Source organism: Paraburkholderia heleia NBRC 101817 (assembly GCF_000739775.1).
Lineage (GTDB): Bacteria > Pseudomonadota > Gammaproteobacteria > Burkholderiales > Burkholderiaceae > Paraburkholderia > Paraburkholderia heleia.
Genome location: NZ_BBJH01000035.1, coordinates 73,283 through 86,075, shown reverse-complemented (window position 1 = coordinate 86,075; position 12,793 = coordinate 73,283). Strand labels below are relative to the sequence as shown.

The window sequence follows — 12,793 nt, the reverse complement described above, 5'->3', positions numbered from 1 at the left end:
TCTAGCCAGGAACGTGCCAGCGTGCATGGCGGCGTCCTTTGCCGTGCGGCGCGCGTGCCTCCGCGCGCGCCTCGGTATGCGCGATACCTCGCAGCGCCTCGTTGCGCCACCGGCCCACTGTCACGTTCGCCAACACTTTTCACCGCGGCCTGTACCGGAATGCAACACATCGGCCACCCGCGGGGCACCTCGCCGGGAAGCCGGGCAACGGGCTGCAACGCCCGTGGCGCAACGCTTCGCGGCGAATGGCATACGACTTGCAAGAACGGCAGCGCACCCGGACCGGCCCCATCCCCCGCGCATCCAGCCTGACCGCTTCCCGGCCGTGCATCGACAATACTCAGGAGACGAAGATGAAGAGACGCTCGGCTGCGGCAAGCCGGCTTGCGACCTGCGCAATGGCCATCGCAGCGGCGATGTCCTTGAACGCGGGCCCCGTGGATGCCGCCTCGGACTATCCGCCCGTGACCTATGACCGCCTGACCCGCGCGCAAAGCGACCCGGGCTGGCTCACGTACTATCGGAGCTACAGCGGCCAGTCGCATTCGCCGCTCAAGCAGATCGACGCGTCGAACGTCGCCGGGCTGAAACAGGCGTGGAGCTACGCGTTTCCCGCCGAGCTGAAACAGGGCTTCGAGGCGACGCCGATCGTCAACGGCGACTACCTTTTCGTCAGCACGCCGAAGGACAATGTCTACGCCTTCGATGCAAAGACCGGCGCGCAGCTCTGGAAATACGAGCCGAAGCTCGGCGCGGAGTCGTTCAAGACCGCGTGCTGCGACGTGGTGAACCGCGGCGTGGCACTGTACGGCAAGAACGTCTATATCGCCATGCTGAGCGGCGAGATCGCCGCGCTCGACGCGAAAACCGGCAACCTGGTCTGGAAGAAGCAGATGTTCGAGCCGGGCCTCGGCTACGCGTTCTCGCTCGCGCCGCTCGCGCTCGACGGCTCGATCGTCGTGGGCACCTCGGGCGGCGAGTACGGCATTCGCGGCTACATCGCCGCGCTGAACCCCGACGACGGCGCGATCGTGTGGAAGCGCTACACCATTCCGGGCTCAGGCGAAAAAGGCGCGGAAACCTGGCCCGACGGCATGCAGGCGCACGGCGGCGGCGCCGCGTGGCTCACCGGCACCTACGACGCCGCCAGCCGCACGCTGTACTGGGGCGTGGGCAACCCCGGCCCGTGGCTCGCCGCGCTGCGTCCCGGCGACAATCTGTACTCCGATTCGCTGCTCGCGCTCGACCCGAAGAACGGCAAGCTCAAATGGCATTACCAGTACACGAGCAACGACACGTGGGACTATGACGGCGTCAACACGCCGATCCTCGCGAACATCCAGTACAAGGGCAAGGATTACGACGCCATCATCCACGCCGACCGCAACGGCTTCTTCCACGCCATCGACCGGCAAACGGGCAAGCTGATCTACGCAGAGCCATTCGTCAAGGCCACCTCGGTGACGGGCTACACGGACGACGGCAAGCCGGTTCAGGACCCGTCGAAATACCCGAAGGCCGGCACGACGATCGACACTTGCCCGAGCTTCCTGGGCGGCAAGAACTGGTGGTCGGTGTCCTACGATCCGGAGCGCCACATCGCCGTGGTGCCCTCGCTGCACGCGTGCATGAGCCTCTCGGGCAAGTCGGTGAGCTATATGGAAGGCCTGCCCTATCTCGGCGAGGGCTTCGAAATCAAGCCTGAACCGGGCAGCGAAGGCTATGGCGAACTGCAGGCCATCGACGTGAATACCGGCAAGAAGCTCTGGGGCCACTGGAGCAAGATGCCCTGGAACGGCGGCGTAGCGACCACGGCCAGCGGTCTTGCGTTCAGCGGCTCGCTCGACGGCCATCTCTATGCGTTCGACGTCGCCACCGGCAAGGTGCTCTGGGAAAGCCCGCAACTCGCGAGCGGCATCGTCGCGCAGCCTTCCGTGTTCGAAGTCGACGGCAAGGAGTACGTCGCCGTGCTTGCGGGCTACGGCGGCGCGAATCCGATCTGGGGCGGCCCGATGGCCGATGTGGCAAAGGATGTCCCGCGCGGCGGCACGCTCTACGTGTTCGCACTGGACCGGGGCTGAACCAGGGCTGAACGACGCTCCCGCCTTCCGCCGCACGCATGTGCGCAAGCCACCCGCGCTTGCGTGCGGCCCCGACTTCACTGGAACACACGATCATGAACATCCGGATCACCTGGCTCGCCATGGCCGCCGCGTTCGCGGCCGGCGGCGCGCATATCAGCGCTCATGCTGCGGAAAACGCCGTGCGTGTTTGCACGCTGCCGGGCAGCCCCACAGCCGCGCTCGACCAGGCCGTCGCGCGCGCCGTGCTGAAAACCGCCGGCGTGGCCGCAACGTTCGTCACCCACGGCATCGACGACGGCGGCGACGACGGCATCTCGGCTCACGAACTCGCCAGTTCGCTGGGCCGCGACTGCGACCTCGTGGCAGGCTTCCCACGCTCGAGCGTCGCCGACGCGTCGGGCTCGCAGATGATTTTCTCGCAAGGCTACCTGCGCTCGGGCTACGTCAGCGTCACGCTGCGCCACCCCCGCGCCAGCGCACCCGCCGCCGACGGCAAGGAAACGGTCGCGGCGACCTGGTCCAGTCCGTCGCAACTCATCGCCGTGCAGCAAAAAAACGCGCGCTTCGACCTGGAGAACACCTCCGAACTGACCGTCGACGCGGTCGCGAAAGGGCGCGCGCAGCGCGCTATCGTCTGGTATCCGGCCGTCGTGGCTTATCAGCGCGCGCATCCGCAGCATCGATTCGCGGTCGCGGCGGCGGCTTCGCCGTATGCCGACTGGCATCTCGTGTTCGCTTCGGGGTCCGGCATGCGTGCGCTGCAAACGCGCATCGACAACGCCCTCGCGCGCATGAACGAAGACGGCCGTCTCGCCGCGCTCACGCGCGGCTGGACGCTGCCGGAAAGCGCCGCGAGCGCCTCGCGCGAAAGCACGAAGGTCTCATATCAGCGCGCAGCCATGGACAGCCGAGGCGCCTTCATCAAGGTCTCCGCGACCGCTGGCGGCAACGCGCCCGCATTCGATCACGAACAGGTCGAGCACGGCGAGCATCTTTATTCGGAATCCTGTGCAAAATGCCACGGCGCGCAACTCGAAGGCATCACCGCGCCGGCGCTGAGCGGGCCGGCCTTCGCCCCGGCTGCGAATTCGCATCTGACCATCGGCGGCATCTACCAGTACATGTCGACCAACATGCCGGCCGACCGCCCGGGCAAGATGAGCGATCAGGAGTACGCCGATCTGATGGCCTTCCTGCTCTACACGAACGGCTATGACGCGGGCAACGCGAAGCTGACTTCCGACGCCGCGCAATCGTCGACCACGCCGCTGAACGCCGGACCGCGCCACTAACACAACCCAGGAAACCAGCATGATCTCCCGCAATCGCAGAATCTTCATCCTTCACACCGCCGGCCTTTGCGCCGCGCTCGCCACGGCCGGGCGCGCACTCGCCGGGCCGCCCCTCGTCGACGAGAACGACCCCACCGCCAAGGCGCTCGGCTATCGCGCCAAAGCCAGCAGCGTCGACGCAGGCAAGTTCCCGAAGTACGCAGCGGGTCAGCGCTGCGCGACTTGCCGCTTCTATGCCGGCGCGGCGGCCGACGCCTCGGGCGCGTGCCCGATGTTCCCAGGCAAGAGCGTCGCCGCCGATGGCTGGTGCAACGTCTACGCGCAGCGTGCCTGAGGACACACCTGAGCGCGCGCCATCCCGCGCGCTCATAGCGCAATGAGCCGGCTTGATGGATCCATGCAATCTGCAAATACAAACGATTGCCCGTGGACACCGGGTGGCGAATCGTCCAGAATCGGCCAATTCACGACTTTCGCGGCCAGCCTCCGTTCGCACCATGAAAATCGCGGCGCTTTCCGACATTCACGGCAATCTGCCCGCGCTCGAAGCGGTGCTCGACGATATCGGGCGGCAAGGCGCGGACGTGATCGTCAATCTCGGCGACATCCTCTCCGGCCCGCTTTATCCGTCGCAAACGGCAGACCGGTTGATGCCGCTCGGGTTGCCTACCATTCGCGGCAACCACGAAAGACAGCTGCTCGGCGCGGATTGCGCCCGCATGGGGCCATCGGACCGCTTTGCGCGCGGCGCGCTGAGCGAAGCACAGCTGGCATGGGTCGGCGCATTGCCTGCCACGCTCTGGCTCGAAAGCGACGTGCTGCTCGTGCACGGCACGCCGCAGGACGACCTCTCCTATTTCCTCGAAACCGTCACGGCAAGCGGATGCCGAACGGCTACGCATGGCGAGGTCAGACGCCGCGCGGCCGAAGTCGAGGCGGCATTGATCCTGTGCGGCCATACGCATCTCGCGCGCTCGATGCAGCTCGCCGACGGCCGCTTCATCGTGAACCCGGGCAGTGTCGGCCTGCCCGCGTACGAGGACACGCATCCGTTTGCGCATCGCATGGAAACGGGCACGCCGCACGCGCGCTACGCGAGCGTCACCCGTACCCCGCGCGGCTGGGAGGTGGCGTTTCGCGCCGTGGAGTACGACTGGCACGCGGCCGCCGAACGTGCTGCCGCCAATGGCCGGCCCGACTGGGCAGCGGCGCTTCGCACCGGGTATTGCTGAGCGTTTTCGCCAATGCTGGGCGCCGCGCATCGATGGTCTGCACCGTCGCCACGATCTGGCGGCTGCGCGACCCGCCCCTCACCCCGCGCCGATATGCGGCTGCAGGGCCTTGAGCCAGCACGCCACTACCGCCGCCCCGCCATCGGGCGTCCCGATCGCGCGCGCGCCGAGGTAGGTTGCCCGGCCCGCGCGCGGCGTCATGTTCGCCGTGCTTTTTGCACCGGACTCCGCGGCGCTCACCGCCAGCGCCCACGCCTCGCCCATGGGGTGCGCCGACTTCAAGGCGTTTTCCAGCGCATCGACGGCGGGTACGAGCGCATCGAGCATCGTGCGGTCGCCGGGCTTCGCGCCGCCCAGTTCGCTGATTGCCTCGGCCGCGCCGCGCATGGCGGCCGCCCAATCGCGCGCGTCGGGCTGCGTTTTCTCGCCAAGCGTGCGCGAGGCGCGCAGCAGCGCCGTTGCATAAAACGGCCCGGAACTGCCCGCAATCGCGCGGCGCAATGCCGTGCCGAGCGCGGCGAGCGCGCTGCCCGGCGTGCCGAGCGCGCTTTGCGGCACGGCGAGCATCGCCTGCGCGGCGCGCTGCATGCTCGCGCCCAGGTCGCCGTCGCCGGCTCGGGAATCGAGGTCCGCGAAGATCGCTTCGTTCTCGATCAATGCGTGCGCAACGGCATCGAGCGCCGGCTTTAGACGCCGCCCCCATGCAACGCCCGCCGCGTCCGCAGGCGTCGCGCCCGCCTCGGCGCGCGCATCGGCTGCCGAAAACGCAGGCTCGATGCAGATATGCCGGTTGACCGTGCCGGGGCCGGGCCACGCGCGCGCTTCGGTGGCGGCGTCGAGCAGCGGCAGCTTCGCATCGTCGAGCCGCAACACGGAGATCGAACAGCCCGGCATGTCGAGCGCCGAGAGAAACGTGCCGGTCCACGCCCGCTCGACCGTCACATGACGGCGGTTCAGGCTCTCGAATGCGTCGCGCATGATGATCGCCAGTTCCATCGCGGGCGTCGCGCCCAGTCCGTTCACGAGCAGCGCCACGCGCTCGCCGCCTTTCAACGCCAGGTCTTCGACGATGTTGGCGAGCAGCGTTTCCGTCAATTCGGCCGCCGCCATCGGCACCGTGCGGGCCACGCCTTTCTCGCCGTGAATGCCCATGCCGAGTTCGATTTCGTCGTCGGCCAGGCGAAAGCCGGCCTGCTCCGCACCGGGCAGCGTGCAACCGTCGAGCGCCACGCCCATCGTGCCGAGATTCCCGGCCACGCTGCGTGCCATCGCGGCGACGAGATCCAGCCCATCGCCGCGCGCCGCCGCCGCGCCTGCGATCTTGTGCACGAGCACCGTCCCCGCGATGCCGCGCCGTTGATTGCGTTGCGCATGCCCGCGCAGCGATACGTCGTCGGCCACGATGACGATTTCGACCGGAATGCCCTCGGCTCGCGCCAGTTCGGCTGCGAGACCGAAATTGAGCCGGTCCCCCGTGTAGTTCTTGACGATGAGCAGCGCGCCGTTCGGACCCGCGCTCGCGCGAATCGCGGCCAGCACGGCGTCGGTGGAGGGCGACGTGAACACTTCGCCGCACACGGCCGCGCTCAGCATGCCTTGTCCGACATAACCGCCATGCGCGGGCTCGTGGCCGCTGCCACCGCCCGAAATCACCGCGACGGGGCGCTCGGGCGGGCTGGGCAACGGGTTGCGAACGAGCACGTTTTCGTCGCCGAGCACGGCGACATGCGGCGCAGTGCGCGCAATGCCCTCGAGCATTTCACGCACCACCAACGACGGGTCGTTGACGAGTTTCTTCATGTGAATCCCTTGAACGAGTAACAGGGGCAAAACGAGGGGCAGACGCGAGGGGCTACACCGGCGGACCGCGCGATCCCTTCACGCCATGGGCGTATTGAAGCACGGGCGTCGAATGCGCTCCGGATGTGCGGCGCCCGACCCGCGCGGCTACGGGTTGGCGGCCCTGGCCGCCTCGCCCGCGTGCCCGGCGCGGGGCGCGTCCTGCCCGCCTCCCAGCGCGACATAGAGCGATGCACCGTTTTGCAGCGCCGCCGCGCGCAGCTGGATCAGCTGCTGTTGCGCCGCGAACAGGCTGCGCTTCGCATCGACCACTTCCAGATAGATGGAAATGCCGTTCTCGTAGCGCAGTTGTGCCGCCTCGGCGAGGCGCGACTCGGAGGCCACCGCGCGCTCCTGTGCCGAGATTTGCTCCTGCAGGCGCTGGCGCGCGATCAGCGCGTCGGACACTTCGCGGAACGCCACCTGCACGGTTTTCTGGTAGTTCGCCACGAGTTCGGTTTGGTGCGCTTCGGACAGGCGCACTTGCGCGCTGCGGCGCCCCGCATCGAAGATCGGCAGTGTGACGAACCCGGATATGAGCCACGCCTGCTTGCCGGGCACGAACAGGTCGCTCAGCTCGGGAGACACGTAGCCGAAATTGCCCGTGAGCGAAATGCGCGGGAAATAATCGGCACGCGCAGCGCCGATATCGGCGTCGGCGGCCCGCAACGACTGCTCGGCTGCGCGAATGTCGGGGCGCAGCGCGAGCAGCGAGGAAGGCAGGCCCGCGTCGAGCGGGCCGAACTGGTCGGCGTCGGCCAGCACGTGGCGCTGCGTCATGTCCGCGGCGTCCGGCAACGGCCCGCCTATCAGGACAACCAACTGATCGCGCTGCTGGCCCGTCGTTCTTTGCAGCTCGGCAAGCTGCGTCTGTGCCTGCGTGACGAGAATGCGCGCCTGCTCGTAGTCCATGAGCGAGGTCGCGCCCGCTTCGAGGCGCAGCCGCGCGACCTCCAACGCATACTGGCGCGTTTGAAGCGTGTGCTGCGCGAGGGCGATGCCCTCGTTGCCCGAGAGGATGGCATAGTAGGTCGCCGCCACATTGCTGATGAGCGAGAGACGAAATGCTTCGTTGGCCTCCAGCGTCGCCAGATAGTTGCGCCGCGCCGACTCGCTCAGGTTGGCCACGCGCCCCCAGAAGTCGAGTTCGAACGACGTGACGGCCACCTGCACGCTGTACTGGTTGAAGTGAATCGACGTGGTGTTGTCGGGCAGTTCGGGCTCGATGGAGTTGAGCGGCGTTTTGGTGCGGGTTGCGTCCGCGCCCGCAGCCACTTGTGGAAACTGCGCGGAGCGCTGCACGCGATAGAGCGCCTGAGCCTGCTCGATGCGCGCAACCGATGCCGCCAGATCGCGGTTGCGCGCCAGCGCCATGGCGATCAGCTGCTTGAGCGCCGGGTCGCGAAAGAACGCCTCCCACGTCAGCTCCGAAGCGAGACGCTCGCCGCCCGGCACGGCAATATCCGCACTCGCGTAGCCTTGCGCAATCGGCACCTCCGGCTGCTGGTAGCGCGGCGCGAAGTTGCACGACGCGAGCGTCAGGCACGCGATGCTCGCCCACCGCCTTGCAGTCTTAAGCATCGTGCGCTCCCGCAGGCCGCGCGCCTTCTTCGTCATCGTCGTGCGTGCGTTTGCGGCTCAACCACCGGCGCGCCACCACGTAGAACACCGGCGTAAAGAAGACGCCGAACAGCGTGGCCGTGAGCATGCTGCCCATGATGCCCGTGCCGACCGCCTGCCTGCCCGCCGCGCCTGCGCCCGTGGCGAGCACGAGCGGCAGCATGCCGAGCACGAAGGTCACGCTCGTCATCAGAATCGGCCGCAAGCGCTGGCGCGCGCCGTTCACGGCCGCGCTCACCGTATCGCTGCCCGAGGCCTCCTCCTTGAGCGCGAATTCCACGATCAGGATGGCGTTTTTCGCCGCGAGGCCGATGATGGTCACGAGGCCGATATTGAAGTAGATATCGGCGGAAAAACGCCGTGCCATGGTAAAGAGCACCGCGCCCAGCACGCCCAGCGGAATGATGAGCAGCACGGCAATGGGAATCGCCCAGCTCTCGTAGAGCGCGGCAAGCAGCAGAAACACCACGACGAAGGAAAGCAGCAGCAGCGCACCGATCTGCCCGGCTGCCTGCTGTTCCTCGAACGCCGTGCCGGTCCATTCATAGGTCAGGCTGCCGGAAAGAACGTGGTTCGCGATGCGCTCCATTTCGGCGAGCGCCGCGCCGCTCGAACGGCCCGGCGCCGCCTGCCCCGAGATCGTGGCCGAGGGAAAGCCGTTGTAGCGTTCGACCTGCTGCGGCCCCGCGCTCCAGTGCACGCTCGTGAACGCCGAGAACGGCACCATCTCGCCGACGTTGTTGCGCAGCCGCAGCGCGCCGATATCCTCGGGCCGCATGCGCTGGTCGGCGTCGGCTTGCATCAGCACGCGCAGCACATTCCCCTCGTAGACGAAATCGTTCACGTAGTTCGAGCCGAATGCGAGTGCGAGCGCACTGTTCACCTGGCCGATCTGCAGCCCCAGCGCGCGCGCCTTCACGCGGTCGATATCGACATAGAGCTGCGGCGCGGGCGGCAAACCGTCGGGACGCACGCCCACCACCAAGGGGCTGCGCGCCGCCTCCGCCAGCATGCGCGCGCTCGCCTGCTGCAGCGCGGCGCCGCCCACGCCGCTGCGGTCGAGTATCTTCATCGTAAAGCCACTCGCATTGCCGAGTGCGGGGATGGCCGGCGGATCGAGCGCGAAGACGAGCGCTTGAGGAATATTGCGGAACGCCGCGTTCGCGCGCCCAACCAGCGCCCCCGCCGAGTTGGCCGCGCCCGGCCGCTCAGCCCACGGCTTCAGGTCGACGAACGACATCGCCGCCGACTGCCCCTGGCCGAAGAAGCTGAATCCCGTGACGGAGGCGATATTGCGCACCTGCGGCTGCTGCCGGAGAAACGCCTCGACCTGGTCGACGACCTGTTGCGTGCGCTGCGCCGTCGCGCCGGGCGCCGCCGTATACGCGACGAAAATGTGCCCCTGGTCCTCGCCCGGAATAAAACCGCGCGGCAACTGGGTGAAGAGGAACCCGGTCGCCGCGCACACCACGACGAATACGACGAGCCAACGCACCGGTTTGCGCAGCATGGCCTGCACGGCCAGCACGTAGCGCTCGGTGGCGGTTTGCATGCCGCGGTTGAACGCATCGAACACGCGCTGCTGCATGCGGGCCGGCCAGTGCGTGGCGGCGGGCTTGCCTGGGCCGTCACCGGACTTCCTCCTGCTGCCCAGCAGCGCCGCCGACATGGCCACGCCCAGCGTCAGCGCGAGCAGGGTCGAGAGAAAGATCGAGACGGTGAGCGTGACCGAGAACTGGCGATAGATCGCGCCCGTCGAGCCGGGAAAGAACGCCATGGGAACGAACACCGCAATGAGCACGAGCGTGCTCGCGACGGCGGCGCCCGCAATCTGCCCGACAGCCTTGACGGTCGCGCGCCGCGAACTCAAGCCCTCTTCCTGGATCACGCGCTCGACGCTTTCCACGACCACGATCGCGTCGTCGTTGAGAATACCGATCGCCACGACCATGGCGAACAACGAAAGCAGATTGATGGAGAGTCCGAACAAATAAATGCCCGCGCATGTGCCGATCAGCGCAATCGGGACGACCAGCGTGGGAATGAGCGTCGCGCGCCATTGCTGCAGGAAGAGGAACACGATGACCGTCACGAGCAGCAGCGCCTCGACCATCGTGCGCAGCACGCCGCTCAGCGAGGTCGTGATGAACGGCGTCGTATCGAACGGCACGACCCACGCCACGCCCTTCGGGAACGTCGGCTGCAATTGCGCGAGACGCTGCCGGACGGCGTTCGCCACGGCCAGCGCGTTCGCGCCGCTCGCTAGCTGGATGGCAATCCCGGCGGACTCCCTGCCGTTCACGCGAAAGCGAAAGCCATAGCTGTCGTTGCCCAGCTCCACGCGTGCGACATCGCCCACCCGCACCGTGGAGCCATCCGGGTTCGAACGCACGATCACCTCGCGGAACTGCTCGGGCGTCGAAAACCGGCCGCGCATGACGATCTGCGCATTGAGTTCGGCGCCGGGCGCAATGGGCTGGTCGCCGAGGCTGCCGCCCGCAGTCTGGCTGTTCTGCTCCTGGATGGCCGTCATCACTTCGTTAGCCGAAATACCGAAGCTGCCGAGTTTTTCCGGATCGATCCATATCCGCATGGCATACGACGAACCGAACAGCTGTGCGTCGCCGACGCCGGGAATGCGGCGCAATTCGTTGACGATGTTATTGGCGGCAAAGTTGCCCAGCTCGACGGCCGGGATCGAACCATCGGCGGATTGCAGCGCAACGAGCATCAGAAAGCCCGACGACGCTTTCGTGACGCTCACGCCGACCTGTCTCACCTCCAGCGGCAGGCGAGGCTCGACGCGGCTCAGGCGGTCCTGGACCTGCGAGAGGGCGACGTCGAGATTGGTGCCGGGCCTGAGCGTGAGCGTGATCTGCGCCGTGCCGTTCGAGCGGCTCTGCGACGACATGTAGAGGAAATTGTCGACCCCGTTCATCTCGTCTTCGATGATAGACGTGACCGTACGGTCCAGCGTGTTCGCGTCGGCGCCGCTGTAGACCGCCGATATCGAGAGCGAGGGCGGCGCGACGTCGGGGTACTGCTCGACCGGCAGCAGCATGAGCGCGAGGGCGCCAAAGAGCGTGACGAAGAGCGCGACGACCCACGCGAAGACCGGGCGGTAGACGAAGAACCGGTTCATGGGGCGCGCCGCTCAGGAGTGGCCCGGCGCGGCGAAGGGATGGGCGTCCACACGCTGCCCCGGCTGCACCCTCTGCCAGCCGTCGACGATGACGCGCTCACCCGGCTCCAGCCCATCCTTGACGACCCATTGCCCCGCTTCCTGCGGGCCGAGCACGACATTGCGCCGCACGACGGTGCCGTCGTCGGCAACAAGCGAAAGGCTCGCGCCGTTGTTGTCGAACTGCACCGCGCGCGCAGGGACGACGAGGCCATTCGGTATCGTGCCGATCACGATGCGCCCGCGCACGAACTGCCCCGGCAACAGGATGCGCGACGCATTGTTGAAGCGCGCGCGCAGCACCTGCGTCCCGGTGGAAGGATCGACGACGAGATCGGTGAAGTCGAGCACACCCGGCTCGCCGTAGTCGTCGCCGTTCGCGAGTGTGAGCCACACTTGCGCGCGGTCGGCGGCGGGCGCAGCGAGCGTGCCCGACGCGATCTGTTTGCGTACTTCCAGCAACGAAATATTCGACTGCGTAAAAACGGCGTTCACAGGCGTTAACTGGTTGACCTGCGTGAGCAAGGTCGCGCCGGCCGCACTGACCAGCGCGCCTTCGGTGACGAGCGCGCGTCCCACACGGCCCGCGATCGGCGCGCGAACCGTGCATCGATCGAGGCGAAGCTGCGCAAGCGTCACCGCGGCGCGAGCATCCTCAACGTTCGCGTCGGCCTGCTGCAGTGCGGCCGTGGCGGCCTCGAATTCCTGGGCGCTCACGACCTGGCGCGCCACCAGCGGCTTGAAGCGCGCAACCTCGGAAGCCGCATTGCCCTGCACGGCCCGAGCCCGGTTGAGCGCCGCCTGGGCCTGCTGCAGTGCGGCCTCGTAGTCGCGCGAATCGATGAGAAAGAGCGGCGCGCCGGCGCGCACGTCGGTGCCCTCCTCGAAGAGCCGCCGCTCGACGATACCGTCCACGCGGGCGCGCACCTCCGCAGAGCGGATCGCCTCAATGCGCCCCGGCAGTTCGATCACACGAGGAATGGATTGCGCCGCAACCGTTTCGACGAGCACGCTGGGAGGCGGTGGCGCTGCGCCGCTCTGGGCTTGCCGGTCGCGGCATCCGAAGCCCGCCAGCAGCAGCATAGCCGCAATGCCGATCAGCCACGGTCTACAGCGTCTGGGTTCGCAGTTTGGCACGCGAGGCTCCACCGAAAAATAGAGACGGTACGCGCGCGCCATGAACGGCTCATTGCGCAGTACGCGACCGGATCATTGCGATGTTCACTCAAACTGCGAATTACGGCCCCCGATGTGCGCAGTCCGCCGATGCACACGCGCACGAAATGCGCATAACGCTTCAATCGTTATCTAACAAACAGCGCTTTCATGCATTCACGGGAATTACGCAAAAACGCCACAAATTCAACCACTCGTAAATTACTTGAAGTCGGAATTCCGTTTACTACTATGGATAGACGCTTCCACCCTTATTCACACCGCCATATTCGTTCGTTTTCCTGCCTTTTTCCCAGACGCTTTTAAGGGCACGTTCGCACAGTTGGATATCAAGGCTTTCGGGATGTTCTATAACCGAAGAAGCCATAG

Annotated in this window: 8 protein-coding genes; 4 read left to right on the top strand and 4 right to left on the bottom strand. The window is 66.9% G+C overall.

What is annotated here, in order from left to right; genetic code table 11:
* Positions 1-353 precede the first annotated feature (353 nt).
* The 4 genes from BHE01S_RS26190 to BHE01S_RS26175 all read left to right on the top strand — a co-directional run bounded on the left by BHE01S_RS26190 (position 354) and on the right by BHE01S_RS26175 (position 4,608).
* A complete protein-coding gene (locus BHE01S_RS26190; RefSeq protein ID WP_042268947.1) occupies positions 354-2,081 on the top strand; it encodes a methanol/ethanol family PQQ-dependent dehydrogenase in 1,728 nt (575 codons plus the stop codon).
* Positions 2,082-2,176: 95 nt separating this feature from the next.
* Positions 2,177-3,376 (top strand): c-type cytochrome, encoded by a 1,200-nt coding sequence (locus BHE01S_RS26185; RefSeq protein ID WP_042268946.1) that lies wholly within the window; start codon positions 2,177-2,179, stop codon positions 3,374-3,376.
* A gap of 19 nt (positions 3,377-3,395) precedes the next feature.
* On the top strand, positions 3,396-3,710 hold the full coding sequence (locus BHE01S_RS26180) for a high-potential iron-sulfur protein (RefSeq protein ID WP_042268945.1): 315 nt from the start codon (positions 3,396-3,398) through the stop codon (positions 3,708-3,710).
* 163 nt (positions 3,711-3,873) lie between these two features.
* Complete coding sequence (locus tag BHE01S_RS26175; RefSeq protein ID WP_042268944.1) at positions 3,874-4,608, top strand: metallophosphoesterase family protein; 735 nt, start codon at positions 3,874-3,876, stop codon at positions 4,606-4,608.
* A gap of 78 nt (positions 4,609-4,686) precedes the next feature.
* Here BHE01S_RS26175 and BHE01S_RS26170 read toward each other — a convergent pair whose 3' ends face one another.
* The 4 genes from BHE01S_RS26170 to BHE01S_RS26155 all read right to left on the bottom strand — a co-directional run bounded on the left by BHE01S_RS26170 (position 4,687) and on the right by BHE01S_RS26155 (position 12,427).
* Positions 4,687-6,408: a dihydroxyacetone kinase family protein gene (locus BHE01S_RS26170; RefSeq protein WP_042268943.1), complete on the bottom strand. Its 1,722-nt coding sequence runs from the start codon at positions 6,406-6,408 to the stop codon at positions 4,687-4,689.
* 147 nt (positions 6,409-6,555) lie between these two features.
* Positions 6,556-8,028, bottom strand: coding sequence for an efflux transporter outer membrane subunit (locus BHE01S_RS26165; protein WP_042268974.1), 1,473 nt, complete (start codon positions 8,026-8,028; stop codon positions 6,556-6,558).
* Complete coding sequence (locus BHE01S_RS26160; protein WP_042268941.1) at positions 8,021-11,209, bottom strand: multidrug efflux RND transporter permease subunit; 3,189 nt, start codon at positions 11,207-11,209, stop codon at positions 8,021-8,023. Before BHE01S_RS26160 ends, BHE01S_RS26165 begins: the two co-directional genes overlap by 8 nt.
* A 12-nt stretch (positions 11,210-11,221) precedes the next feature.
* The gene (locus BHE01S_RS26155) at positions 11,222-12,427 is read right to left on the bottom strand and encodes an efflux RND transporter periplasmic adaptor subunit (RefSeq protein WP_245639866.1); all 1,206 of its coding nucleotides are present in this window, start codon (positions 12,425-12,427) and stop codon (positions 11,222-11,224) included.
* Between the last annotated feature and the right edge of the window lie 366 nt (positions 12,428-12,793).

Coding starts and splice junctions, on each gene's coding strand:
- BHE01S_RS26190 (WP_042268947.1), top strand. CDS start 354: ATGAAGAGACGCTCGGCTGCGGCAAGCCGGCTTGCGACCTGCGCAATG.
- BHE01S_RS26185 (WP_042268946.1), top strand. CDS start 2,177: ATGAACATCCGGATCACCTGGCTCGCCATGGCCGCCGCGTTCGCGGCC.
- BHE01S_RS26180 (WP_042268945.1), top strand. CDS start 3,396: ATGATCTCCCGCAATCGCAGAATCTTCATCCTTCACACCGCCGGCCTT.
- BHE01S_RS26175 (WP_042268944.1), top strand. CDS start 3,874: ATGAAAATCGCGGCGCTTTCCGACATTCACGGCAATCTGCCCGCGCTC.
- BHE01S_RS26170 (WP_042268943.1), bottom strand. CDS start 6,408: ATGAAGAAACTCGTCAACGACCCGTCGTTGGTGGTGCGTGAAATGCTC.
- BHE01S_RS26165 (WP_042268974.1), bottom strand. CDS start 8,028: ATGCTTAAGACTGCAAGGCGGTGGGCGAGCATCGCGTGCCTGACGCTC.
- BHE01S_RS26160 (WP_042268941.1), bottom strand. CDS start 11,209: ATGAACCGGTTCTTCGTCTACCGCCCGGTCTTCGCGTGGGTCGTCGCG.
- BHE01S_RS26155 (WP_245639866.1), bottom strand. CDS start 12,427: ATGGCGCGCGCGTACCGTCTCTATTTTTCGGTGGAGCCTCGCGTGCCA.